General features: G+C 64.1%; 21 protein-coding genes. 14 read left to right on the forward strand and 7 right to left on the reverse strand.

The window, feature by feature from the left end:
* Positions 1–2 precede the first annotated feature (2 nt).
* The 3 genes from AC0L2V_RS17605 to AC0L2V_RS17615 are packed head-to-tail and all read right to left on the reverse strand — an operon-like array spanning position 3 to position 3,632.
* On the reverse strand, positions 3–1,355 hold the full coding sequence (locus AC0L2V_RS17605) for a glutamine synthetase family protein (RefSeq protein ID WP_473520707.1): 1,353 nt from the start codon (positions 1,353–1,355) through the stop codon (positions 3–5).
* Positions 1,356–1,392: 37 nt separating this feature from the next.
* Positions 1,393–2,676: a glycosyltransferase gene (locus tag AC0L2V_RS17610; protein WP_473520708.1), complete on the reverse strand. Its 1,284-nt coding sequence runs from the start codon at positions 2,674–2,676 to the stop codon at positions 1,393–1,395.
* 17 nt (positions 2,677–2,693) lie between these two features.
* A complete protein-coding gene (locus AC0L2V_RS17615) occupies positions 2,694–3,632 on the reverse strand; it encodes a GntR family transcriptional regulator (protein ID WP_473492548.1) in 939 nt (312 codons plus the stop codon).
* Positions 3,633–3,865: 233 nt separating this feature from the next.
* Here AC0L2V_RS17615 and AC0L2V_RS17620 point away from each other — a divergent pair, with 233 nt between their 5' ends.
* The 8 genes from AC0L2V_RS17620 to AC0L2V_RS17655 all read left to right on the forward strand — a co-directional run bounded on the left by AC0L2V_RS17620 (position 3,866) and on the right by AC0L2V_RS17655 (position 11,805).
* On the forward strand, positions 3,866–4,930 hold the full coding sequence (locus AC0L2V_RS17620; protein WP_473520709.1) for a polyamine ABC transporter substrate-binding protein: 1,065 nt from the start codon (positions 3,866–3,868) through the stop codon (positions 4,928–4,930).
* Between the two features lie 365 nt (positions 4,931–5,295).
* Entirely contained in the window at positions 5,296–6,138 is an 843-nt protein-coding gene (locus AC0L2V_RS17625; RefSeq protein WP_036269997.1) for an ABC transporter permease, read from the forward strand.
* 183 nt (positions 6,139–6,321) lie between these two features.
* Positions 6,322–7,113 (forward strand): ABC transporter permease, encoded by a 792-nt coding sequence (locus AC0L2V_RS17630; RefSeq protein ID WP_473520710.1) that lies wholly within the window; start codon positions 6,322–6,324, stop codon positions 7,111–7,113.
* Positions 7,110–8,183, forward strand: coding sequence for an ABC transporter ATP-binding protein (locus tag AC0L2V_RS17635; RefSeq protein WP_473520711.1), 1,074 nt, complete (start codon positions 7,110–7,112; stop codon positions 8,181–8,183). The genes AC0L2V_RS17630 and AC0L2V_RS17635 overlap by 4 nt, the downstream gene beginning before the upstream one ends.
* Before the next feature lie 16 nt (positions 8,184–8,199).
* Positions 8,200–9,474, forward strand: coding sequence for a glycosyltransferase (locus AC0L2V_RS17640; RefSeq protein ID WP_473520712.1), 1,275 nt, complete (start codon positions 8,200–8,202; stop codon positions 9,472–9,474).
* The gene (locus AC0L2V_RS17645) at positions 9,471–9,908 is read left to right on the forward strand and encodes a cupin domain-containing protein (protein ID WP_473520713.1); all 438 of its coding nucleotides are present in this window, start codon (positions 9,471–9,473) and stop codon (positions 9,906–9,908) included. Before AC0L2V_RS17640 ends, AC0L2V_RS17645 begins: the two co-directional genes overlap by 4 nt.
* Positions 9,909–9,932: 24 nt before the next feature.
* Positions 9,933–10,277: a cupin domain-containing protein gene (locus tag AC0L2V_RS17650; protein ID WP_473520714.1), complete on the forward strand. Its 345-nt coding sequence runs from the start codon at positions 9,933–9,935 to the stop codon at positions 10,275–10,277.
* Between the two features lie 19 nt (positions 10,278–10,296).
* Positions 10,297–11,805 carry an aldehyde dehydrogenase family protein gene (locus tag AC0L2V_RS17655; RefSeq protein ID WP_473520715.1) on the forward strand — a complete coding sequence of 503 codons (1,509 nt, stop codon included), beginning with the start codon at positions 10,297–10,299 and terminating at the stop codon, positions 11,803–11,805.
* A 63-nt stretch (positions 11,806–11,868) separates the two neighbouring features.
* Here the strand turns inward: AC0L2V_RS17655 and AC0L2V_RS17660 are convergent, their stop codons facing one another.
* The 4 genes from AC0L2V_RS17660 to AC0L2V_RS17675 are packed head-to-tail and all read right to left on the reverse strand — an operon-like array spanning position 11,869 to position 16,331.
* Positions 11,869–12,816: an ABC transporter permease gene (locus AC0L2V_RS17660; RefSeq protein ID WP_473520716.1), complete on the reverse strand. Its 948-nt coding sequence runs from the start codon at positions 12,814–12,816 to the stop codon at positions 11,869–11,871.
* A gap of 4 nt (positions 12,817–12,820) precedes the next feature.
* Complete coding sequence (locus tag AC0L2V_RS17665; protein WP_473520717.1) at positions 12,821–13,801, reverse strand: ABC transporter permease; 981 nt, start codon at positions 13,799–13,801, stop codon at positions 12,821–12,823.
* 1 nt (position 13,802) lies between these two features.
* On the reverse strand, positions 13,803–15,272 hold the full coding sequence (locus tag AC0L2V_RS17670) for an ATP-binding cassette domain-containing protein (protein ID WP_473520718.1): 1,470 nt from the start codon (positions 15,270–15,272) through the stop codon (positions 13,803–13,805).
* 45 nt (positions 15,273–15,317) lie between these two features.
* Positions 15,318–16,331: a substrate-binding domain-containing protein gene (locus AC0L2V_RS17675; protein WP_091592281.1), complete on the reverse strand. Its 1,014-nt coding sequence runs from the start codon at positions 16,329–16,331 to the stop codon at positions 15,318–15,320.
* A gap of 200 nt (positions 16,332–16,531) precedes the next feature.
* On the opposite strand from AC0L2V_RS17675, the gene AC0L2V_RS17680 reads away from it, so the two are divergent.
* The 6 genes from AC0L2V_RS17680 to AC0L2V_RS17705 all read left to right on the forward strand — a co-directional run bounded on the left by AC0L2V_RS17680 (position 16,532) and on the right by AC0L2V_RS17705 (position 24,330).
* Positions 16,532–18,928, forward strand: a complete 2,397-nt coding sequence (locus tag AC0L2V_RS17680) for a glucan 1,4-alpha-glucosidase (RefSeq protein WP_473520719.1) — start codon at positions 16,532–16,534, stop codon at positions 18,926–18,928.
* A gap of 120 nt (positions 18,929–19,048) precedes the next feature.
* A complete protein-coding gene (gene gnd, locus AC0L2V_RS17685; protein WP_473520720.1) occupies positions 19,049–20,065 on the forward strand; it encodes a phosphogluconate dehydrogenase (NAD(+)-dependent, decarboxylating) in 1,017 nt (338 codons plus the stop codon).
* Between the two features lie 16 nt (positions 20,066–20,081).
* Complete coding sequence (zwf, locus tag AC0L2V_RS17690) at positions 20,082–21,458, forward strand: glucose-6-phosphate dehydrogenase (RefSeq protein WP_473520721.1); 1,377 nt, start codon at positions 20,082–20,084, stop codon at positions 21,456–21,458.
* Positions 21,459–21,474: 16 nt separating this feature from the next.
* Positions 21,475–22,179, forward strand: coding sequence for an ROK family protein (locus AC0L2V_RS17695; protein ID WP_473520722.1), 705 nt, complete (start codon positions 21,475–21,477; stop codon positions 22,177–22,179).
* Positions 22,180–22,326: 147 nt separating this feature from the next.
* On the forward strand, positions 22,327–22,788 hold the full coding sequence (locus AC0L2V_RS17700; protein ID WP_023800548.1) for a Ros/MucR family transcriptional regulator: 462 nt from the start codon (positions 22,327–22,329) through the stop codon (positions 22,786–22,788).
* A 300-nt stretch (positions 22,789–23,088) separates the two neighbouring features.
* Positions 23,089–24,330, forward strand: coding sequence for an MFS transporter (locus AC0L2V_RS17705; protein ID WP_473520723.1), 1,242 nt, complete (start codon positions 23,089–23,091; stop codon positions 24,328–24,330).
* Positions 24,331–24,340: the final 10 nt, after the last annotated feature.

The raw sequence follows: 24,340 nt of genomic DNA on the forward strand, positions 1-24,340 counted from the left end.
AGTCAGGCCTTGAGCAGCAGGTGGTCGCGTTCCCAGCTGGTGACGACGCTCTGGAACAGGTCGAGTTCGACGCTTTTGACGCGCAAATAGGTCTGGACGAAATCCTCGCCGAGCAAGTCCCGAACCGGACTGCAGGCGGCGAAACGGTCGAGCGCCTCCTCCATGGTTTTCGGCAGCGTGCTCTTGCTGCGATAGGCGTTGCCCGATGCCTCGGCCGAACGCGAGAGCTTTTCCTCGACGCCGAGATAGCCGCAGAGCAGCGAGCCGGCCATCGCCAGATACGGGTTGGCATCGGCGCCGGGCAGCCGGTTTTCCACCCGCCGCGCGGCCCGCCCGCCGGCCGGCACGCGCAGGCCGGAGGAGCGATTGTCGTGCGACCACTCGATGTTGGCGGGCGCGCTGTGGTTGGGCCGGATGCGGCGGAACGAATTCACGTTCGGCGCAAACAGCGGCATCACCTCGGGAATGTATTTCTGCAGGCCGCCGATGAAATGCCCGAACATCTCGGTGTCGGCATCGTCGCGCCCGGCAAACAGACTATTCCCTCCCTCGTCGACGACCGAGATGTGGAGATGCATCGAGCTGCCGGCTTGTGCGGCGATCGGCTTGGCCATGAAGGTCGCATGCATGCCGTATTGCTGCGCGGCCTGGCGCGTCATCCGCTTGAACAGCAGCACCTTGTCGGCCAGCGGCAGCGCGTCGCCATGCAGGAAATTGATCTCCAACTGCGCCGTGCCTGACTCGTGGATCAAGGTGTCGAGCGGCAGCCCGGCCTTTGCGGCATAGTCGTAGAGCCGCTGGATCACCGGCTCGAATTCCTCCAGCGCCGCCATGTCATAGGGGTGCTGCACGGTTTCGGAGCGGCCATTGCGCCCGACCGGCGCGATCAACGGCCGATCGGGATCGGGATTGGGCGCAGTCAGGTAGAATTCGAGCTCCGGCGCCACCACCGCCCGCCATCCGCGCTGGTGATAGAGATCGAGCACGGCTCTCAACACATGACGTGGCGAGGCCATCCACGGCCGGTCGTCCATGTAAAACGCATCGGCGAAGACATAGGCCTTTTCAGCTCCAGCGCCGGGCGCAAGGCAGAGCGTCGCGACATCCGGCACCATCCGCATGTCGGGATCCTGATAGGCGAAGCCCTCGTCGTTGGAACCGGAATAGCGGCCGTCTATGCAGACCAGGAAGGCGCTGCTCGGCAGGTAGAGCGCGCGGTCTTCGAGCGACTTCAGGAACTTGGCCGTTGGCAACGCCTTGCCGCGCAACACGCCATTCACGTCCGGCACCAGGCATTCGACTTCCCTGATCCCCTGCTGCTCCAGCCATCGCTTCGGATCGTCCGTTGCGGTCATTTGCGGTGCATCCGTTGTCGTGGTGTTGAGCATCAGGTCACGTCCTTACGAGGGCGAGAATGGATTCGGCGGCGATTTCGGTTCCCGGCGCCCGTGCCATGGTGGCTGCATTCTCCTTGAGACGAAAGCGCATCTCGCCATCGGCCATTAGGCCAAGGATGGCGTTTTCCAGTTCGTCGTCGCTCCAGCCATCGCGGCTGAGGTGGCGGCCAACGCCGGTTTCCTCGGCGCGTTGCGCATTGTCGTGCCCGTCCCAGCAATAGGGCATGATCAGCGACGGCACGCCGAAACGCAGCGCTTCGCAAAAGCTGTTGTTGCCGCCGTGATGGATGAAGAGATCGGATTTGGCGACAACCGACGGCTGCGGAAACCAGGCGTCGAGATAGACATTGTCCGGAACCGCGCGATAGCTGTCGCGCAGACCGCCGACATTGACGATGAAGCGGGCCGGAAGCCGGTCGAACACGGCGAGCATGCGCTCGATCAGGCCGACATCCATCGCGCCCAGGCTGCCGAAGCTGAAATAGACCAGCGGCCCGTCATTGCGTGGAAAGACCGGCACGTCGAACGGCCCTTCCGAACGGACGCAGCCTTCGAGATAGACGAAGCGGGCCGGGTCGAGCGGCTCGGCGCGCTGCCTGCGCACGATCGTCGGGGTCAGCAGCAGATTGAGATCGGGCGAAGCTTCGAGAAAAAGGCCCCTCGGCAAGGGTGCAAGACCGGCGTCGGTCCGAAGCCGGTTGAACCGGTCATGAGCCGGAGCGACGGCTGCCAGGTAGCGCGCCTCGAAGGCCGCGCGATCGGGGTCGTCGGCGGCGAGACCGGACAGATAGGGTGGTACATCGGCGTCGGGCAGCTCGGTCTCGGCGCAGGAGACGACGCGCACCCATGGGCAGCCGGCGGCAGCAAGTGCTGGAAACATGATGACATTGTCGAGCACCACGGCGTCCGGCTTCAACCGGGTCAGCAATTGGCGCAGCGGCGCCTCGGCATTGACCGCGGTATCGACGATCGCTTCCCAGGTCGGGGCGACATAGGTTTCGAGCTGGTCGATCGGGCTCAGCCTGAAATGCGGCAGATGCCGGCGCACGAAAGCCTGCCAATAGCTCTGGCGTTCGCTGTCGGTCAGCGGATCGTCGGTCGGCAACTGATATTCCTGAAACCCGTAGTCGGCGAACACACCGGAAAAGCCGGCGTGACAGATGAACACCGGCCGCGCGCCCCTTGCGCGCAAGGCCTGCGCGATGCCGACGCAATTGAGCGCGGCACCGAAGCTCGCTTCGGGAAACAACGCGATAGTCGGGCTGGTTTTGCGCGTCACTGTTCTCGTGGTCCTCGTCAATCCGGCCGGCTGATCATGCCGAACAATGCGGGAGCGCCGCGACTGGCCGCCTGCGGTCGCTGGCTGCGGGACAATCGCAGATGGACGCGAAGCAGATCGGCTGCAACTTCATACTGCCGGCTTTCCAGCTGGTCGAGTATGGTCAGGTGCTCGCGCAGCGATTGCTTCAGCCGGAAGACGTTGACGCCGGCATAAGTCCCCGGCAGCCGGCGCAGCCTGAGATGGTCCGACAGCGCGTCGGTGACGAAGCGGTTGCTGGAGCCGTCGGCGATCATGCCGTGAAAGTCGATGTCCAGCCGCTGGAACTCTCTGATATCGAATGTGGCGTCGGGCAGCGCCAGCAGCGCCTCCATGCCCTGGCGCAAGGCTGCCGCGCGGGTCCCGTCCAGCCGAAAGCCAGGCGCCAGAATGGCGGCGGGTTCGAGCAGCAGGCGGAACTCGTAGCTTTCCCCTTGCGCCTCCGGATCGTCAGGCGCCCGCCTGAACAGCCAGGCCTGTCCCGGTGCGCGATCCAGAAGATTTTCGTCTGTCAGTTTCTTTAGCGCTTTTAGTACTGTCTTTCGTTCGGCACTGTAGCGCCGCATCAACGCGCCGACGGTCACCGTCTGATCCAGCCGGCGCGCCGACCGATCACGCAGGATCATCTCCGCGAGTTCGTCCTCCTCGGCGCTTGGCAGGTCAGTGGCAAGGGTCGCCTGCTTGGTGAGGTCGACAGCCAGCCGATAGCCGGATTCGGCTTCCCAGCGTACGACGCCTTTTTCGGTGAGCAGGCGCAGCGCGGCCCGCACCGGGGTTCGCGAGACGTTGCAGAGCGAGGCGATCTGCTGTTCCGGGAGATGGGCGCCGGCCGTAAAGCCGCGCTGCCGGGCCACGTCGAGAATGCGCTGCGCGAGATCAAGATGATTGGTGCGCGGGCGTCTGGCAACGGCTTGCATGGCGTTTCTCGTGAACGGGCTCGACCGCCGCGGTTTGACCGATTGCCTTTGCGGGCGCGATCGGCTGGATTTCGCGGCGATTTTGACAAATTATGGATTGACGTACTTTTTTCTGCAATAGTACTGTTAGTTCAATCGGCAATAAAAAGACCGGGGAACAGGATCGAAGCGCGTCGCAAGCGCTGGTCCGACGATTGATTGAATTCGACGATCAACCAGAATGGGAGTCTGTCATGACCGCCACCACCCTGCGGCACCGTTCGTTAAAAACATCCGCGATCGCGCTTGGCCTCGCTATGGCGTTGTCGGCGCCGGCGGCCGCCGCCGACCTCGTCATTTCCAACTGGGACGGCTACATGGCGCCGGACGCCATGGCCGCCTTCAAAGCAGCGACCGCCGTTTCCGGCGAGGTCGTCGTTCACGCCACCAATGAGGAGATCATGGGCAAGCTCGTTGCTTCGGGCGGCAAGGGCTATGACGTGGTCTTCGTTTCCTCGCCGTTCGCAGAAGTGCTGAACAATCTCGGCCTGATCGAGACGATCGACCACGCCAAGATCCCCAATCTCGCCAATCTCTATCCTGAGGCGGCCAAGCTGCCGCACGATGTCGGCAACAATTTTTCCGTGCCTTACACCTGGGGCACCACCGGCCTCTGCTACCGCTCGGATCTGGTGAAGACCGAGCCGGCCAGCTGGAACGATCTTCTCGCCCCGTCCGAGGCGCTCAAGGGCAAGACCACGATGCTGGCGACCGACCGCTGGCTGCTTGCCGCCGGGCAGCTCGCCAAGGGCTATTCGGTCAACGAAACCGATCCGGCCAAGCTCGCCGAGGTCAAGGACCTGCTGATCTCGGCCAAGAAGACCTTGCTCGCCTATGACGACACCACCTTCTATTCGAAGCTGGTTTCGGGCGAGGCGCTGATGGTGCAGGCATGGGATGGCTGGTGCAACTATGGCATCGCCGAGAATCCGCAGATTAAATACACCATACCCAAGGAAGGCTCGGACCTGTGGGTCGATACGATGGTGGTGATGAAGGCATCGGCCAACAAGGACGCCGCCTTCCAGTTCATCAACTTCATGCTGGACGCCAAGAACCACGCCTGGGCGGCTCAGAACATCGATTACAAGGTGCCGAACAAGCCGGCTATGGAAAGCCTGCCGGCGGATTTCCTCGCCAAATTCCCAAATATGAACATGCCTGTGGCCGAACTGGTCAAGTTCGAGCAGTTGCGCGACGTCGGCGACGCCCAGCGCGACTATTCGAAGATCGTCAGCGAGATCAAGGCGGCGCAGTAGTTTCGGCATCTGGAATCAGGCTTGCGTTCCTTCACGCCCCCCTCTGGTCTGCCGGCCATCTCCCCCTCAAGGGGGGAGATCGGCTGGATTGCAGCCGCTCGCCAATCTCCGGCGCAGCACCCCCTCATCCGGCCGCTTCGCGGCCACCTTCTCCCCGCTGGGGAGAAGAGGCTGACGCCAAGGTCGGCGACCTCCTCTCCCCTCGGGGAGAGGTCGGATTGCCCCGAATTGCCCTTCGCAATTCGGTTGGCAATCCGGGTGAGGGGGCGCTTGTCCAAACACAATTTCGATGCCTTTGAGATGGCCTCAAGGCCAGAGGAGGGTGCGACATGAGATCGTTCACACCTTCTCGCTCCTCCTTGCTGATGGCGCCGGCGCTGGCTTGGCTCACCGCCTTGATGGTGGTGCCATGCGCGCTGGTGCTGGCGCTCGCCTTCTTCCGGCGCGGCATTTATGGCGGCATCGAATACAGCTTCACGCTGGAGAATTTCGGGCTGGTGCTCGACCCGCTCTATGCCGGCATCTTCCTCAATTCGGCGCGCATCGCCGGCACGGCAACGCTGATCGCGGTGGTGATCGGCTATGCCGCCGCCTATGCGATCGCGGCAGCACCGCGCCGGTGGCAGCCGGTGTTCCTGTTCTTCGCCGTCTTGCCTTTCTGGTCCAATTACCTGATCCGCACCTATGCATGGATCGTGCTGCTCAACCGCGAAGGCCTGATCACCCAGCTCTTGCGCTGGTTCGGCTATACCGGCGAGCCGCCGTCGATGCTCTATACCGAAGGCGCCGTCATCGCCGGTCTGGTCTACAATTACCTGCCTTTCGTCATCCTCGCCTGCTACGCGCCTCTGTCGCGGCTCAATCCGGAGCTGGCCGAGGCCTCGCGCGATCTCGGCGCTTCGGCCATGACCACATTTCGCCGGGTTATACTGCCGCTGACGGTGCCGGGCATCGCCGCCGGGGCGGTCTTCGTCTTCGTGCTGTCGATCGGCAATTTCGTCACGCCGGCACTGCTCGGCGGCGGCCGCTTCCAGATGATCGGCAATCTTGTCTACGACCAGTTCCTGACCGCCAATGACTGGCCGTTCGGCGCAGCGCTGGCGATGGCGCTGATCGCCATCATGCTTTTGGTGCTGACGGCGCAGGCCCTGGCTGCCGATCGCGCCGCGGGCCGTATCGCCGAAGCGAAAGGAGGCGCCGATGACTGAGCGCTCCCCCTTCTTTCCCTTCTCCCCGTTCACGGGGAGAAGGTGCCCCGAAGGGGCGGATGAGGGGCGGCGCAAATGCCGGCAACGTTGGGCGCTGCCCCTCATCTGCCTGCCGGTATCTCCCCATAAACGGGGAGAAGGACGCTCGTCGCTCGCTTGCCTCCAGACCATCGGACGTCAGCCATGACTTCATCTCCAGCCCGCATCTTCGGCCTGCGAACGATACTCGTCCTCGTCTTCGCCTTCCTCTACATTCCGATCGCCGTGCTGGTGGCGCTGTCCTTCAACCAAGGCGGGCTGCCGACCGTCTGGTCGGGCTTTTCGCTGAAATGGTATTCTTCGCTCGCCGGAAACGCCGCGATTCTTTCCGCCGCCCTCAACACGCTGATCGTGGCGCTGGTCTCGACAGCCATCGCCACGCTGCTCGGCACTCTTCTGGCGATCGGCGTCGAAATGCGCCGGCAGTATGGAAGCGGCCTCGAAGCGCTGATCTTTGCGCCGATGATCATTCCCGACATCGTGCTGGCGGTCGCGCTGCTCAGCTTCTTTTCCATGCTCGATTTCACCCTGGGCCTGCACACCATCGTCCTCGCCCATGTCGTGTTCAACCTCGCCTTCGTCTGCTCGGTGGTGCGCGCGCGGCTAAAAAGCTTCGACTGGTCGATCGTCGAGGCCTCCGCCGATCTCGGCGCTTCGGCCGTCACCACCTTCAGGCGGGTGACATTGCCGGTCATCCTGCCGGCGGTCGTCGCCGGCGCGCTGCTCGCCTTCACCCTTTCGGTCGACGAGTTCATCATCGCGTTCTTCACCGCCGGCGCCGGCCGCGCCTCGACCACGCTGCCGATGCAGATCTATTCGATGATCCGTTTCGGCATCACGCCGGAGATCAACGCATTGGCGACCATCGTCATGGCGGTATCAATCACCGCGCTGACCCTGTCGCAGCGGCTCAACCGCGGAGTCATCGGCCAATGAGCGAGCCGCGCACGCTGCTGGCGATCGACAAGGTGTCGAAGAATTTCGGCCGGGTGACGGCCGTCGACGGCATCTCGCTCGATATCCGCGAGAACGAGTTCTTCGCCTTGCTTGGACCTTCGGGCTGCGGCAAGACCACGCTGCTGCGCATGCTGGCCGGCTTCGAGACGCCCAATGAGGGGCGCATCCTGCTCGACGGCCGCGACATCGCCAAAACCCCGCCCAACAGGCGGCCGGTCAACCTGATGTTCCAGTCCTACGCGCTGTTTCCGCATATGAGCGTCCGGGCCAACGTTTCCTACGGCCTCGAAATGGAACGCTTGCCGGCAAAGGAAATCCGCTCCCGCGTCGACGCGATCCTGGCGACGACCGAGCTCGTCGCCTTCGCCGACCGCAAGCCGGAGCAATTGTCGGGCGGCCAGAAGCAGCGCGTCGCGCTTGCGCGGGCGCTGGTCAAGCGGCCGCGGCTGCTGCTGCTCGACGAGCCGCTCGGCGCGCTCGACAAGAAATTGCGCGGCGCCATGCAACTGGAGCTGAAGCGCCTGCAGCACGAGGTCGGCATCACCTTCGTCATCGTCACCCATGACCAGGAGGAATCGCTCGTCATGGCCGATCGCATGGCGGTGCTGAGGGACGGCAAGCTGCTGCAATGCGATACGCCGCATGCGGTCTACGAGCATCCGGCCGATCGTTTCGTCGCCGACTTCATCGGCGTGATGAATTTCGTGCCGGGCAAAGCCGCCGCCGACGGCGTGCTGGCAGCCAATGGTGCGCGAATATCAGGCACGGTTCCCGCAATACTTTCGCCCGGCGCTGCGGCGGTCGCTTCGGTGCGGCCCGAACGCATCCGGCTGTTCCCGCCGCCAGAGACGGCTAACCGTGTTGCCGGCATCGTCGAGGCGCTCGCCTATCACGGGCTCGACCTGCAGCTGCATGTCCGCACCACTCTGTCGCAAAAGCCGTTCCTGGTGCGCGTCACCGCCGACGCCGCCGACCGCCGTCCGGTCGCGTCAGGCGATGCGGTCGAGCTCGGCTGGGATGCCGCCGACGTCAGAATTTTCGCAGAGTGATCGAAGGAGAACTTTCATGGCGCAGAAGACCATCGCGTTTTTTCCGGAAGCGGCCCACGGCCCGGCGCTCAATTCCGTCGGCATCGCCCAGGCCGTCGAGGCGCGCGGCCACAGAGCGGTGTTCCTGTCGGATCCCGGTTTCGTCGATGTCTACAAGGGCTACGACTTCGAGGCGCATCCGGTCAACCTGTCCGAGCCGATGCCGCCCGAGCAGATGGCCAAGTTCTGGGAAGACTTCATCAACGGCCACATCCCGAATTTTCGCAAATCGCCCTACGACCAGGTCGACAATTACGTGAAGGACTGCTGGACGGCGATCGTCGACAGCGCCAAATGGGCTGAGAAGGACCTGCCCAGCGTGCTTGCGACGATCAAGCCCGACGTCATCTGCGTCGACAACGTCATCATGTTCCCGGCGATCAAGCAGTATGGCAAGCCGTGGGTGCGCGTCATCTCCTGCTCGGAAAACGAGATCGAGGACGAGGACATCCCGCCGCATCTGTCCGGCTGCGGCGAGAACGACCACGCCTGCCATCAGCGCTACCGCGACCATTTCAACGCGGTCATCAAGCCGATTCATGACGACTTCAATGCGTTTTTGAAAGCGAACAACGAAGCGCCTTATCCGATCGGCCAGTTCTTCGAGGCCTCGCCTTACCTCAACCTGTTGCTTTATCCCGAGGCGGCAAAGTTCAAGCGCCGCCATCCGCTCGACCCGGCAAAATTCCAGTATCTGGAAGGCTGCGTGCGGCAGGAGAAGCCCTACACCGTGCCGACCTTTGCCGAGAACAATGACGGGCCGCTGCTCTACGTCTCGTTCGGCAGCCTTGGCGCCGGCGATGTCGATCTCTTGAAGCGCATCATCGCGACGCTGGCCGAGACTCGCTACCGGGCGCTGGTCAATGTCGGCGGCTACAAGGACCAATACGCGCGAGTGCCCGGCAATGTCATCGTCGAGAGCTGGTTTCCGCAGCCCTCGGTGATCCCGCAAGTCGATGCAGTGATCCACCATGGCGGCAACAACTCGTTCACCGAGTGTCTCTATTTCGGCAAGCCGGCGATCATCATGCCCTATGTCTGGGATGGCCACGACAACGCGACCCGGATCGAGGAGACCGGCCACGGCTTCGGCATGCCGCGCAACGACTGGAGCGATGCCGAGCTGATCGCCAAGATCGAAACCTGCCTGACCGACCCGGCAATCAAGGCCAAGCTGGCGAAAACGTCGGCGCAGATGCAGGCGCAGAACGGCCCCGAGAAGGCAGCGGGGCTGCTGGAGAAGCTGCTGTGACCCGGGCTGATGGGTATGGCATTCCTTTGCGCCCCCGCCGTATAGCGCGGGCACGTCAAGCACAAGCATGGCGGAGCTCCCACATAACCTCCTCCGCCCCACACCTCCACCAGGCCTCCACCCGCACCGACCTGATCGACTGGGGCGCCCAGCCCGACGCGCTGGAAGGTGCTTCGCACTCCACCGGCAGGCTCGTCCACAAGGGGCCGAACAACCAGCCGGAATCCGGCATCTGGGTCTGCACGCCCGGCCGCTGGCGGCTGGCGATCCCGCGCGACGAACTGTGCCATTTCGTTGCCGGCCGCGCGACCTACCGATCGGACAACGGCGAGGTGATAGAAGTCTCCGCTGCCACGGTGGTCATGTTCCCGGCCGGCTGGACCGGCGAATGCACCGTCCACGAGACCATCCGCAACATTTACATGCTGGCCTGAAGCCAGCCACTGGAGCTTCACGACATGCCGACCCCAATCATGAAATCGCCGCTTGCCCTCACCGACCTCGTCGACTGGGGCATCATCCCCACCATGATCGAGGGCGAATCCCGCACCTCCGGCAAATTGCTGCACAAGGGGCCGGAAGGCCGCTCCGAATGCGGGCTGTGGGTCTGCACCCCAGGCAAATGGCACTGCCACGTCACCCGCGACGAATTCTGCCATTTCCTAGAGGGCCGCTGCACCTATGTCCACGAATCCGGCGAGGTGATCGAGATCGAACCCGACACCGCGGCGCTCTTTCCGCAGGACTGGAAGGGCGTCTGCACCGTCCACGAGACCATCAAGAAGGTCTACATGATCCGCTGAGCGACTTGAAAGGACGACCATGGACTTCTCACCTGACCGGCCGGCCTTCTTCGTCAATCCGGATTATCGGCCGATGACCGGCGCGGCAAAACCGGTGATCGATCCGGCGACACTGGAAACCGTCGGCGCCATCGCGACTGCAACCGACGGCGAGATCGACGCCGTGCTCACTGCTGCGGCCAGGGCGCAAGCTGCCTGGAAAAAGCTCGACGCCAAGAGCCGCGCCAGGCATCTGCATGCAGTCGCCAACGCCATCGAGGCGGCCGACTTCACCTGCTGCGCCGAGCTGGTGGTGCGCGAGATGGGCAAGCCCTATCCGGAAGCAATCGGCGAGATCGCCAATTGCGCGCCGATCTTCCGCTACTACGCCGAAATGGCGCGCGACGATGCCGGCAAGATCGCCGGCACGACGCAGGCGGGTTCGTTCCAGTATGCGCGCTACGAGCCCTACGGCACGTCTGTGCACATCATGCCCTACAATTTCCCGATCCTGTTGATGTGCTGGACCGTTGCCGCCTCGCTTGCCGCCGGCAATGCCTGCGTCATCAAGCCGGCCGAAGCGACGACACTGTCGACGCTGGATTACATGACCGTGTTCCGCTCACTGCCGGAGGGCCTGGTTTCCTGCCTGCCCGGCGCGGCGGCCACGGCGCAGGCTTTGATCGCCTCCGATCGCACCCATGCGGTTGCCTTCACCGGTTCGGTCGCCGCCGGCAAGGCTGTCGCCGTCGCTTGCGCCGAGCGCATGAAGCCATGCGTCATCGAGGCCGGCGGCAGCGATCCGCTGATCATCAGCCGACACGCCCCGCTCGACGTCGCGGCCGCCGGCAGCGTCACCGCCGCGTTCCATCTCACCGGCCAGGTCTGCACTTCGGCCGAACGCTTTTTCGTCGTCGATGCCGTTCATGACCGCTTTGTCGAGCTGTTTGCGCAGAAGACACGGGCGCTGCGCATCGGCAACGGCCTCGACAAGACCGAGATCGGGCCGCTGGTCAGTGAGGCGGCACGGGTAAAAGTCATGCGGCTGGTCGACGATGCCGTGCGCAATGGTGCCAAGGCGATCACCGGCGGGCGTATTCCGCCGGCGCACAATGTCGGCTGGTTCTACGAGCCGACGATCCTGACCGGCGTCACCCCCGACATGGCGATCGTGCGCGAAGAATGTTTCGGGCCAGTCGCCGCGATCTGCCGGGTCAAGGATTTCGACGAGGCGATAGAACTTGCCAATGACAGCCCGTTCGGGCTCGGCGCCTCGGTGTTCACCACCGATCTTGCCGAGGCGCATGAGGCTGCGGAGCGGCTCGAGGCCGGCATGGTCTGGGTCAACAATCCGCTGATCGACAATGACGCGCTGCCGTTCGGCGGCTGGAAGAAGTCGGGCCTCGGACGCGAGCTTGGACGCCAGGGGCTGGATGCCTTCCGCCGCTCGAAGATGGTGATCATCGACCACAGGCCAGCGATCCAGGACTGGTGGTATCCCTATCCCGACAGCTGGTTCCGCGAATCTGGCGGGCGCAAGCACGTATGAGATGACACAGGTCAGCGCCGCCAAGAGCCGCCGCTTGCTAGCGCAGCCAAGAGCCGCCGCTTGCTAGCGCAGCGCTTTCTGCCCGCCGGCGGCAGTGATGACGCCGACGATGATTAGCCCGGTCAGCAACAGACGGACGCCGGCGCTGACGCCGAACGTGTTGAGCATGGTCAAAAGCAGCACCAGGAACAGGGCCGCGCCCCATACACCCGGCACATTGGCCTTGCCGCCGGCTACCGACGTGCCGCCGATGACGACGACGGCGATCGAGGCCAGCAGGTATTCGTTGCCGATATCGACATTGGCGCCGCGGAAATAGCCGGCGAGCAGCGCCCCGTCGAGGCCGCCGAGCGCGCCCGACAGCGTGTAGGTAAGAAAGCGGATGCGGCCGACATTGACGCCGGCCAGCCACGCCGCGCGGATGTTCTGGCCGATCGCCAGCACCGAACGGCCATAGATCATGCGCTGCAGCGCGATCGCAGCGCCGATGGAGAACAGCACGGTGAGGATCGCCAGCACCGGAATGCCAAGAATCTGCCAGTTGGTGAAACTGGTAAAGCCCGGCGGCGGCTTGATCTGCAAGCCGCGGCCATAGCTGATGTCGATCGACTGGATGATGAAGCTCGCCGACAGTGTGGCGATGATCGGTGGAATGCGCAGCGCCCAGATCAACAGATAATTGGCGGCGCCGATCGCCATGCCGCAGGCCAGCGCCGCCAGCAGCCCGACCGCGATCATTGAATCATTGCCGTCCATCACCTTCATGGCGACGGCGCTGGCGAGGCCGATATTGGCGGGCAGCGACAGGTCGACATTGCCGGGACCGAGCGTGATCACGAACATCTGGCCGACACCGACGATGACGGTGAAGACGGCGAGCGAAAGTGCCGCCGTGATCATGCCGCCGCCGCCATATCCGCCGGTGAAGGTGACCGTCGCCAGCCACACCAGCAGCGCGCCGATGAACGACCAGATCCAGGGTTTGGCGAGCAGCAATCGCAACGATGCCATCCCCTCACCTCTCTTTGCGGCTGATCAGAACCCGGGCCGCCAGCACGATTATGAGGATGGCGCCGTTGGCGGCCACCTGCCAATCGGGCGGGATGTGCATGAAGGTCAGCAGCGGCGACGCGGCGAGCGCCAGCGTCAGCGCGCCGATCACCGCGCCGATCGGCGATACCCGGCCGCCGACGAATTCGCCGCCACCGAGGATGACGCCGGCGATCGACAGCAGCGTGTAGCCATTGCCGATATTGGCATCGGCCGAGGTGGTGATGCCAATCAGCGCCATGCCGGATAAAACGCCGAACAGACCGGTCAATGCGAACAGCACGATCTTGGTCTTGAGCAGCGACCAGCCGGCACGGCTGAGGGCCGCGGCATTGCCGCCGGAGCCGCGCAGGATCACACCATACGAGGTGCGCATCAGCCCGAAATGGACGACCGCGGCAATTAGCAGCGCCGCAATGATCGGGAAGGGAACGAAGGGCGGCTTGAAGGCCATGAGCGACAGCAGCCAGTCCGGCGCCTTGCCGCCGGGCTTCGGCAGGATGAGGATGGCCAGACCCTGCCAGACAAAACTCATGCCGAGCGTCACCACGATTGAAGGCAGGTTGCGCAGATGGATCAGCGCGCCGAGCAGCGCATAGACGCCGATCGACCCGAGCAGGATCAAGACACCGACCAGCGGCGCGTCCTTCAGCCACGTCGCCGTGACGCAGCCGACGAAACCGACGAAGGTGCCGATCGACAGGTCCAGCTCGTTGCCGGCGATGACGAACATCTGCGCGATCGTCGCCAGGGCGATCGGGACCGCCAAATTGAGCATCAGGCTGAAGCCGAAATAACTGATGGCGCGCGGGTTGAGCCAGGCGATCGCCAGCAGCACCAGCACCAGCGACATCGCAGGCAGCAGCCCGCGCAGCAGGCGCGCCCGCGCCAGCGCGCTTCGCTCGGAAGAACTCTTGGGACCGCTCTCGACGGGTGCTGCCGTCATCTCAGGCCGCGTCGCCGAACGAGGACTGGATGATCTTTTCCTCGGTCAGCTCGTCGCGACCAAGCTTGGCGACGATCCGGCCGTTCTTGAAGACATAGACGTGGTGGCAATTGTCGAGCTCTTCGGTTTCCGTGGTGTACCAGAGGAAGGTGCGGCCGCGGCCAGCCTCTTCGCGCACGAGGTCGTAGACCTCGAGCTTGGTGCCGATGTCGACGCCGCGCATCGGGTCGTCCATCAGCACGATCTTGGCGTCGGAACCGAGCGCCCGGGCAAACAGGGCCTTCTGCTGGTTGCCGCCGGACAGCGAGAAGATGTTGTTGTTCATGTCGGGGGTGCGGATGCCGATTTTCTTTTGCCAGAAGTCGGCGAGCTCGGCTTCGCGCCGCGGCGAGATCAGCAGGCCGTTGCGCAATCGCGCCAGCGAGCGGATGCCGATGTTTTGCGCAATCGACCATTGCGGAAAGATCCCGTCAGACTGGCGGTCGCCGGCCACCAGCGCCACCGGCGCGGTGACCTCGATGCCGGTTTTGGTGCGCGCCGCGGCTGCGAAAATCGCCAGCAGCAGATCGGTTTGGCCATGACCGGCAAGCCCGGCAAGGCCGATGATCTCGCCGGCATGCGCCACAAGTTCGTTGCCGTCCTGTTGCCGCGCCGGGCGGGCCTGGACCCGCAACGGGCCGGTCTCCGGCTTTTGGGTCGCGATTTCGGCCGCGATCTTCTCACGCGCTGCCGCTCCGCCCATGGTCGTCACCAGCCTGCCGCGATCGAAAGCCTTAGCCGCATCCGACGCGACGACCTTGCCGTCGCGCATCACCACGATGCGGTCGGCATTCCCGAGCACCTCGCCCAGAACATGCGAGATCAGAATGCAGCTCTTGCCCTCGGCGACAAAGCGCCGGACGAAACCCAGCAACTGGCCGGCCGTGTGCGCGTCGAGCGAGGATGTCGGCTCGTCGAGGATGACCAGCTCGAGCGGATCCTGCGTCACCGTGAAGGCGCGCGCCACCTCGACCATCTGCCGCCTGCCGATGGAAAGGTCGCTGGCAATATCGGCGGCGGAGATGCTGTGGCCCGGGAATATTTCGTCGAGCTTGGCCGCGATCAGATCGGCCGCCTTGCGCCGCCAACCAAAGCCGCGCAGCGCCGGGTGGTTGATTCGCGTGTTCTCGGCAACGCTGAGGTTCGGGCACAGCGACAGTTCCTGGAATACGCAGCGTATGCCGAGTTGTTGGGCGCGCGGCACCGAATAGTTATCCTCGATGCCGCCACGCACCGCGATCCGACCGCTGTCGGGCACGAGCGTGCCCGCCACCATATGCATGAGCGTCGACTTGCCCGCGCCATTGTGGCCGACGAGACCGACGCATTCGCCGGCGCCGACGTGGAAATCCACCCCGGCGAGCGCCCGAACGGCGCCGAAATGTTTTTCGGCTCCGTCCAGCCTGACAATATCCGCGTCACCCCTAGGCATCCCTGGCGATATCCGGTTGGCGACGCAGCTGGCAACGTGCCACGCTCACTTGATGTTGGCTTTGATCGCCGCGATGGCGTCTTCCTGGGTGTATTCGTGGCTGGCGACGCCGCCCTTGGGGATGTTCGGCAGCTCGGCCTCGAAATTATCCTGGGTGAAGGCGAGGTATGGCACCAACAGGTCATGCGGCACATCGGTGCGGCCGTCGAGCACCTGCTGCGCCACCCAGAAGGCCAGCGACGACACGCCCGGCGCAATCGACGCCGACCAGGTCTGGTAGCCATCCTTGTCCTTCTGTTCCTTCCACCACTGCAATTCGTCCTGGCGGTTGCCCATGATGATGGTCGGGCGCGGTTTGCCGGCGGCGGCGAAGGCTTGTGCCGCGCCATAGCCGTCGCCGCCCTGATCGACGACGCCGACGATTTCCGGCAGCGACGGCAGGATCGTCGCGACCGCCTTCTGCGCTGTGGTCTGGTCCCAGTCGCCTGTCACCGAACCGACGATCTTGAACTCGGGATGGGCGGCGACGCCCTCCAGAATCCCGGCGTGGATGGCGTCGTCGATCGACGTGCCGGCAAGGCCGCGGATTTCCAGCAGATTGCCGCCCTCGGGATGGAACTTGGCCATCTGCTCGACTTCCTGCCTGCCCATGTCCTTGAAGTCGACGACGACGCGGTAGGCGCAGGGCTCGGTGACGATGCCGTCGAAGGAGACGACGACGATGCCGGCATCGCAGGCCTGCTTGACGGCGCCGTTGAGCGCGTCCGGCGAGGCGGCGTTGATGACGATGGCGTCATAGCCTTGCAGGATCAGGTTCTGCACCTGGGCTGCCTGGGTCGGCACTTCCTTGTCGGCCGTCGTGAAGATGTCCGCGGCAGCGACCACCCCGTCGGCGACCGCCTTCTTGGTGACGATGGCATAGCTGTCGAGCATCGCCTGTCGCCACGAATTGCCGGCATAATTGTTGGAAAAGGCGATCTTCTTGTCGCTGGTGTCGGCAAACGCGGCGCCTGACGCGAGCATCGCCGCAAGCGCACTCAAGACGAGTATCTTCTTCATCTGTTATCCTCCCATGGATTGCTGGTCGTTGTTGGCTGCTGGCGGCTGTTATGACGACCCTCGTTTCAATATTGTCAGACAAATTTAGATGGGCGCACTTGTCAACAGCGATCGATGAAGGTTTGACGATCAACTTGCGGTGCAATGATTGAAAAGGCTTCGGCTCCTGGTTTAGGGATGGGCAGGAGACCAAAATCAAGATGGCAGCGACGCCGACTGATACGCTGGGCGCACCCGGAATTCCGGCGCGCTGGACGTCGAGCACCAAGAGCGGCGTCGGAACCGCGCTTTCGCCGGCCTGCCCTGTCTGGTTCACGATCAGCCACGGCATCCTCAACGAGGTCTATTATCCCCGCCTCGACAGCGCCTGCACGCGAGACATGGGACTGGTCGTCACCGGCCCCGGCTTCTATTTCTCGGAAGAAAAGCGCGATGCCGTGCACCGCCTCGAGCCGTTCGAGGATGGGGTGCCCGCCTACAGGCTGGTCAACACCGCCGCCACCTACCGGATCGAAAAGCGCATCGTTACGGATCCGGAACATCCTGTTTTGCTGCAGGAAATCAGCTTCACGCCGCTGAGCGGCACATACGCCGATCACCGCGTCTACGCGTTGCTGGCGCCGCATCTGGTCAACGCCGGCATGGCCAACACCGCCTGGGTCGGCGACTACGAGGGGAGGCCTGTCCTGTTTGCATCGGGACGTGGCGTTTGCCTGGCGCTCGCTTCGTCGCTGCCCTGGGGAGCATGCTCGGCCGGCTATGTCGGTGTCTCCGACGGCTGGCAGCAACTCCGTCGTGACGGACGACTCGACCCGGCTTGCCGCAGGGCCGAGGACGGCAATGTCGCGCTGACCGGCGAGATCCGCTTCTCGGCCGCGGACCCGAAGGCGCTGCTGGCACTGGGTTTCGGAACGACGCCGCAAGAGGCGGCGGAAAATGCCTCGGCCAGCCTGAAGCGAGGTTTTGCGCCCGCGGCCAAATCCTTTATCGAAAAATGGCGCAAATGGCAGGCTGGCTTGCTGCCGCTGGACCGGCAGGTAGCGGGGATCAACACCTATCGTGTCAGCACGGCGGTTCTGGCAACGCATCGCTCATCCACCGGCGCGGCCGTCGCCAGCCTGTCGATCCCGTGGGGCTTCAGCAAGGGCGACGACGATATCGGCGGCTATCATCTGGTCTGGCCGCGCGATCTGGTCGAAACCGCGGGCGGCTTTCTCGCCGCCGGCGATCCGGCGCAAGCGCTTGAGATCCTCGCCTATCTCCGTTCGATCCAGCAGCCGGATGGGCATTGGCCGCAGAACGCCTGGCTCGACGGATCTGCCTATTGGTCGGGCATCCAGATGGACGAATGCGCGTTTCCGCTGCTGCTCGCAGACGCGCTGCGCCGGGCTGGGCATCTGGCAGACGCAGCATTGCGCTCCTTCAGGCCGATGATCGAGCGCGCCGCTTCCTACGTCGTGCGCAACGGTCCGGTCACCGGCGAAGACCGCTGGGAAGAGGATGCCGGCTACAGCCCGTTCACGCTGGCCGTCGAGATCGCCGCCCTGCTGGCCGCGGCCGACCTGTTCGAAACTTGCGGCAAAGCAGAGCCGGCAAATTATCTGCGGGAAACCGCCGATGTCTGGAACGACCAGATCGAGCGCTGGACCTATGTCACCGGCACTCCACTCGGCGAAGAGGTCGGCGTCGAGGGCTATTACGTCCGCATCGCGCCGCCCGACACCGCCGGCGCGGCGTCGCCGAAGGACGGCTATGTGCCGATCAAGAACCGGCCGCCGGGCGATAGCGACCGGCCGGCCGAGGCGATCGTCAGCCCGGATGCGCTGGCGCTCGTCCGCTTCGGCCTCAGGGCCGCCGACGATCCGCGCATCGTCGACACGGTCAGGGTCATCGATGCGCGGCTGCGCTGCGACCTGCCGCAGGGGCCCGTCTGGTATCGCTATACCAGCGACGGCTATGGCGAGCACGCCGACGGCGCGCCCTTCGACGGGTCCGGCCAGGGCCGGCCCTGGCCGCTGCTGGTCGGCGAACGCGCCCATTACGAACTGGCGGCGAACCGCAAGGACAAGGCAGCGAGCCTGTTAAAGACCCTGGAGGATTCTGCCGGGTCTGGCGGCCTGTTGCCGGAGCAGGTCTGGGACGGTCCCGACATCGCCGAACACGAACTGCGGCACGGCCGACCATCGGGCAGCGCCATGCCGCTGGTCTGGGCGCATTCGGAGCATATCAAGCTGCTGCGCTCGCTCAAAGACGGCGCCGTCTTCGACATGCCGCCGCAAGGCGTGAAACGCTACATCGAGGACAGGACCGTGACGCCGCGCCGGACATGGCGCTTCAATCACAAGCTCCGCGCCATGCACGCCGGCAAGCTGCTGCGCGTCGAACTGCTGACGCGGGCGGTGGTCCATTGGAGCAACGATAATTGGGCAACCATCCATGACGCCGCGACGATCGAGAACGCCTTCGGCATCCATCTCACGGACCTGCCCGTTGCCGATGTCCCGCCGGGCAATAGGATCGTCTTTACTTTTTTCTGGCCCGATGCCGGCCGTTGGGAGAATGTCGACTTTTCCGTCGGTATCGACAAGCCGGACTAGAGCATGATCCCGAACCGAAGGTCCGCGTTAGCGAAAAGTGGAAACCGGTTTTCGGAAAAGATCATGCTCCAACAATAGAGCCAGTAGATCTTCTATCCCTCAAGAAGCAGGACGAAAAACATGCAGATCGGAATGATGGGACTGGGCAGGATGGGCGCCAACATGGTGCGGCGCCTGCTGCGCGATGGCCATGAATGCGTGGTCTACGACATCAACCCGGCCAGCGTTGAAGCCCTTGTGTCGGCTGGCGCGATCGGAGCCGCTTCGATGGAGGATTTCGTCGGCAAGCTGACCAAGCCGCGCAGCGCCTGGCTGATGCTGCCGGCGGCGATCACCAGCCGGATCGTCGATCAGGCGGCCGACCTGATGGAGCCGGGCGACATCATCGTCGACGGCGGCAATTCCTATTATCACGAGGCTGTCGACCATGCCGCGCGCCTGGCATTGAAAGGCTTGAACTATGTCGATGTCGGCACCAGCGGCGGCGTCTGGGGCCTCGAGCGCGGCTATTGCCTGATGATCGGCGGCCCCGACAGCGCGGTCCAGCATCTCGACCCGGTCTTCGCCACCCTGGCTCCAGGTGCCGATGCCGGGGTGCCCGCCCCCGGCAAGGATGCCGGAACCGCCCCGTTCGGCTATCTCCACTGCGGACCGAGCGGCGCCGGCCATTTCGTCAAGATGGTCCACAACGGCATCGAATACGGCGTCATGGCCGCCTATGCCGAGGGCATGAACATCCTGAAGTCGGCGAATGCCGGCAAGCGACAGCGGACGGCCGACGCCGAAACCAGTCCATTGGAAAATCCGCAATATTACCAGTTCGACATCGATATCGCCGAGGTAGCCGAGGTCTGGCGGCATGGCAGCGTCATCGGCTCCTGGCTGCTCGACCTCACGGCGGGCGTATTGAAGGCCGATTCGGGGCTGACGCAGTTCGGCGGACGGGTTTCGGATTCCGGCGAAGGCCGCTGGACGCTGAAGGCGGCGATCGACACCGGCGTGCCGGCGCCGGTTCTGTCCTCGGCCCTGTTCGACCGGTTCGCCTCGCAAGGCGAATCCGAATTCGCCGACAAGCTGCTGTCCGCCATGCGCTATGCCTTTGGCGGCCATGTCGAAAAGCCGAAGACCGGCTCGTGACGGGGAAGGCACGCTCATGAACCAGGAACGGTCCGACACGCTGGTGCTTTTCGGGGCGACCGGCGACCTCGCCCACAAAAAAATCTTCCCGGCACTTTACGCCATGGTCGCCAAGGGAACGCTCACCGAACCGGTGATCGGCGTCGCTTTCGACGCCTGGGACCTGAAGCAGTTGCAAGCGCGGGCCCACGACGGCATCGGCAAGGCCATCGGCAAGGTCGACGAGAAGATATTCGCGAAACTTGCCTCGCTGCTTCGCTATGTCAGCGGCGACTACCGCAGCGCCGCGACATTCGAGAAGCTGAAAAGCGCGCTCGGGACCGCGCAGCACCCGCTGCACTATCTGGCGGTGCCGCCGACCATGTTCGAGACGGTCATCCAGGGCCTGGAACAGTCGGGCGCGGCCCAGGGCGCGCGCCTGATGGTGGAAAAGCCGTTCGGTCACGATCTGCAATCGGCGCGCTGGCTGAACCGGGTCCTTCACCTGGTCTTCGACGAGCAGTCGATCTTTCGCATCGACCATTATCTCGGCAAGGAGGCGATCCAGAACCTGCTCTATTTCCGCTTCGCCAACTCCTTTCTCGAGCCGATCTGGAACCGCAATTTCGTCGAGAGCGTGCAGATCACCATGGCCGAGGATTTCGGCGTCGAAGGCCGCGGCCGCTTCTACGACGAGGTCGGCTGCATCCGCGACGTCATCGAGAACCATCTGCTCAACATCCTGCTGCTGCTGGCCATGGAGCCGCCCGTTGGCCGCTCGGCCGACGATCTGATCGACGAGAAGGTGCAGGTGCTGCGGGCGATCCGGACGCTGACCAGTGACGATGTCGTGCGCGGCCAGTTCAAAGGCTATCTCAGCGAGCCGGGCGTCGCACCGAATTCGCCGGTCGAGACCTTTGCGGCGGTGCGTTTCTTCGTCGACACCTGGCGCTGGCGCGACGTGCCCTTCTTCATCCGCGCCGGCAAATGCATGCCGGTGCACGCCACCGAGGTCATCGTGCGTTTGAAGCGGCCGCCGCTTGACGTCTTCGACCCGATCAAACCCGGAGATGCGAATCACGTCCGTTTCCGCATCGACCCGCAGGTGGCGATCTCGATCGGCGCCCAGCGCAAGGCCGCTGGTGACGACATGATCGGCGAGCAGGTCGAACTCACCGCGCTCGACGACAGCAAGGGCGACATGCCGCCCTATGAGCGGCTGATCGGCGACGCCATCAACGGCAACGGCCAGTTGTTCACTCGCCAGGATGCCAGCGAGCTTGCCTGGCGGATCGTCGGCCCGGTGCTCGGCGATACCACACCGCCACACCTCTATGAGCCGGGGGCATGGGGTCCCGCCGAGGCGATGGCCGGGTTCGGACCGCCGAACGGCTGGATCAACCCGGCGAAATGAACTCGGAGGCGACGCAATGGCCAAGGCGGCGAAAAAGCAAGCACCGGACAGCGAAAAGATCGTGCTTGCGATCGATATCGGCGGCTCCCATGTCAAGATCCTCACCAGCGCCGGCGGCGAGGAGCGCAGAGCCGATTCCGGGCCTGGCCTGACGCCGCAGCAGATGATCGCCGTCGTGCAGACGCTCGCCGATGGCTTGCCTTACGATGTCGTCTCGATCGGTTATCCAGGCCCGGTGCACCACAACAGGCCACTGGCCGACCCCGCCAATCTCGGCAAGGGTTGGGTCGGATTTGACTTCGCAACGCAGTTCGGCAAGCCGGTGAAGCTGGTCAACGACGCGCTGATGCAGGCCGTCGGCAGCTATGAAGGCGGGCGCATGCTGTTCCTGGGTCTCGGAACCGGACTCGGTGCTGCGATGATCCTCGACAACGTCGCCCAGCCGATGGAACTCGCGCATCTTCCCTACAGGAAGGGCAGCAGCTTCGAGGACTATGTCGGCGAACGCGGCCTTGAAAAGCGCGGCAAGAAGAAATGGCGCAAACACGTTTTCGACGTCGTCGAGCGGCTGCGCGCCGCCCTTCAGCCCGACTATGTGATCATCGGCGGCGGCAATGTCGACAAACTCGACGAATTGCCTGCTGGTTGCGAGCGTGGCGACAACACACGCGCCTTCGAAGGGGGATTTCGACTGTGGCGCGACAAATCCCTGATTGTCTGATATTATAGCGGTTCGAGGCCAAACCTGTTGATCTGGCCCGGCCGTTAGTATTGTTATTCAAAATAATGTGTAGCGTGGTGCTGCGTCATTGCGTTATGCAGATTTGCCGACTAGGAATTCTGCGACCCCACTAACGGAGAAAATAGATTGACCGACGACAGCAACAAAGCCCGCAAGGACATCGACCTTCTCGAGCTGACCGCTCACATCGTGTCCGCTTACGTCGAGAAGAACCGCTTGCCCGCTTCCGGCCTCGGCGATCTCATCGCCAGCGTCAGCGCGTCGATAGGTGGGCTCGGCCAGCCCGCCGTTCCGGTCGCAGCACCGCTGATCCCGGCGGTCAATCCCAAGAAATCGGTGACGCCGGATTACATCATCTGCCTCGAAGACGGCAAGAAGTTCAAATCCCTGAAGCGCCATATCGGCGTTCATTTCGGACTGACGCCGGATGCCTACCGCGCCAAATGGGGCTTGCCGGCTGACTATCCGATGGTCGCCCCGACCTATGCAGCCTCGCGCTCGCAGTTGGCGAAGGCGATCGGCCTTGGCCGCAAGGCCGCCCCGCCGGCGCCGGTCAAGAAGACCAGGAAGCCAAAGGCCACGGTCTGACGCGCTCGAAGCCGCCTTTGACGCTCGAGATTGGCGAAAGCCGCCGCGACGTCCAATCTCCCCCCTTGAGGGGGAGATGTCCGGCAGGACGGAGGGGGCGCGGGGAGAACTCGACCTGCGCGCCTAATAACCCCTCCGCCTCCGCCTCGCTGTGCAATTAGCACGGTAGCCGGAAATCCTTGATCCAGAGCCGATTTTTGCGCGCGCCTCGCACCGAACTGCGTTAAAAGCGCTGTGGTCGGACCAGCGCCCTCGTGGAAGTGCCCCGCCGGCCGACTTCCTTGCCACGGGGCCTGATTCATGACACCCGAACCTCACGCACCGCCCGACCGGCGCTATGCCGCCTTCCGGCACAAACCCTTCCTGAGCTATTGGGCGGCACGCTTCCTCGCCACATTCGCCACCCAGATCGTGTCCGTCGCCGTCGGCTGGCAGGTCTACGACCTGACCCGCGATCCGTTCGATCTCGGCATTGTCGGCATCGTCCAGTTCCTGCCTTCGCTGCTGCTGGTGCTGATCACCGGGGTGGTCGCTGACCGTTTCGGCCGCCGCCTGATCATGGCGCTGATGGTGCTGCTGGAGGCGATCTGCGCGCTGGCCCTGCTGCTGCTGACGCTGCGCGGTCTTAGCGGACCGGGATTGATCTTCGGCGTGCTCGCCATGTTCGGCATCGCGCGCGCCTTCTTCGGACCGGCCGCGGCGTCGCTGTTCGCCAACCTCGTGCCGCCGGAGGATTTCGGCAACGCGATCGCCTGGAATTCGTCCGCCTGGCAGACGGCGACCATCGTCGGACCGGTCGCCGGCGGCCTGCTCTACGGGCTCTCGGCGCAAGCGGCATACGGCACCGCTGCCGTTCTGATGTTTGTCGCCGCGGTGCTGGTCTTCACCATCCCCAAGCCTGCCCAGCGCAGCGAGACCGACAGGCCGACGATGCAGACCCTGTTTGCCGGCTTCGGCTATATCTGGAGCGAGAAGATCGTGCTCGGCGCCATTTCGCTCGATTTGTTCGCCGTGCTTTTGTCCGGCGCCACGGCGCTGCTGCCGGTCTATGCGCGCGACATCCTCGAACTCGGCCCTTGGGGCCTGGGACTGTTGCGTTCGGCGCCGGGCATCGGCGCCATCTGCGTTGCCATCTGGCTGGCCGGACATCCGATCCGCAACCATGCCGGCGTGGTCATGCTCGGCTTCGTCGCGCTGTTCGGCGCCTTCACGGTGCTGTTCGGCCTTTCCACCATCACCTGGCTGTCGATCGCAGCGCTCGCCTTGCTCGGCGCCGCCGACATGTTCAGCGTCTACATCAGGGAGACGCTGATCCAGCTGTGGACGCCGGACAAGGTTCGCGGCCGCGTCAACGCCGTCAATCAGGTTTTCGTCGGCGCCTCCAACGAACTCGGCGAATTCCGCGCCGGCACCATGGCGGCATTGATCGGCACCGTGCCCGCGGTGGTGATCGGCGGCGTCGGCGCAGTCGTTGTCGCCGGGCTGTGGGCGGTGCTGTTCCCGCAGCTGCGCAAGGTGCGCCACCTCAACGGGCGAAACTGATCCCAGGGCG

This window comes from Mesorhizobium sp. WSM4814, assembly GCF_055811595.1.

What these genes read in the sequence shown, in the direction of transcription:
- AC0L2V_RS17620 (WP_473520709.1), top strand. Translation starts at nt 3,866, where the DNA reads ATGACCGCCACCACCCTGCGGCACCGTTCGTTAAAAACATCCGCGATC.
- gnd (WP_473520720.1), top strand. Translation starts at nt 19,049, where the DNA reads ATGCAGATCGGAATGATGGGACTGGGCAGGATGGGCGCCAACATGGTG.
- AC0L2V_RS17675 (WP_091592281.1), bottom strand. Translation starts at nt 16,331, where the DNA reads ATGAAGAAGATACTCGTCTTGAGTGCGCTTGCGGCGATGCTCGCGTCA.
- AC0L2V_RS17605 (WP_473520707.1), bottom strand. Translation starts at nt 1,355, where the DNA reads ATGACCGCAACGGACGATCCGAAGCGATGGCTGGAGCAGCAGGGGATC.
- AC0L2V_RS17695 (WP_473520722.1), top strand. Translation starts at nt 21,475, where the DNA reads ATGGCCAAGGCGGCGAAAAAGCAAGCACCGGACAGCGAAAAGATCGTG.
- AC0L2V_RS17615 (WP_473492548.1), bottom strand. Translation starts at nt 3,632, where the DNA reads ATGCAAGCCGTTGCCAGACGCCCGCGCACCAATCATCTTGATCTCGCG.
- AC0L2V_RS17635 (WP_473520711.1), top strand. Translation starts at nt 7,110, where the DNA reads ATGAGCGAGCCGCGCACGCTGCTGGCGATCGACAAGGTGTCGAAGAAT.
- AC0L2V_RS17705 (WP_473520723.1), top strand. Translation starts at nt 23,089, where the DNA reads ATGACACCCGAACCTCACGCACCGCCCGACCGGCGCTATGCCGCCTTC.
- AC0L2V_RS17670 (WP_473520718.1), bottom strand. Translation starts at nt 15,272, where the DNA reads ATGCCTAGGGGTGACGCGGATATTGTCAGGCTGGACGGAGCCGAAAAA.
- AC0L2V_RS17660 (WP_473520716.1), bottom strand. Translation starts at nt 12,816, where the DNA reads ATGGCATCGTTGCGATTGCTGCTCGCCAAACCCTGGATCTGGTCGTTC.
- AC0L2V_RS17680 (WP_473520719.1), top strand. Translation starts at nt 16,532, where the DNA reads ATGGCAGCGACGCCGACTGATACGCTGGGCGCACCCGGAATTCCGGCG.
- zwf (WP_473520721.1), top strand. Translation starts at nt 20,082, where the DNA reads ATGAACCAGGAACGGTCCGACACGCTGGTGCTTTTCGGGGCGACCGGC.
- AC0L2V_RS17625 (WP_036269997.1), top strand. Translation starts at nt 5,296, where the DNA reads ATGGCGCCGGCGCTGGCTTGGCTCACCGCCTTGATGGTGGTGCCATGC.
- AC0L2V_RS17665 (WP_473520717.1), bottom strand. Translation starts at nt 13,801, where the DNA reads ATGACGGCAGCACCCGTCGAGAGCGGTCCCAAGAGTTCTTCCGAGCGA.
- AC0L2V_RS17655 (WP_473520715.1), top strand. Translation starts at nt 10,297, where the DNA reads ATGGACTTCTCACCTGACCGGCCGGCCTTCTTCGTCAATCCGGATTAT.
- AC0L2V_RS17640 (WP_473520712.1), top strand. Translation starts at nt 8,200, where the DNA reads ATGGCGCAGAAGACCATCGCGTTTTTTCCGGAAGCGGCCCACGGCCCG.
- AC0L2V_RS17630 (WP_473520710.1), top strand. Translation starts at nt 6,322, where the DNA reads ATGACTTCATCTCCAGCCCGCATCTTCGGCCTGCGAACGATACTCGTC.
- AC0L2V_RS17650 (WP_473520714.1), top strand. Translation starts at nt 9,933, where the DNA reads ATGCCGACCCCAATCATGAAATCGCCGCTTGCCCTCACCGACCTCGTC.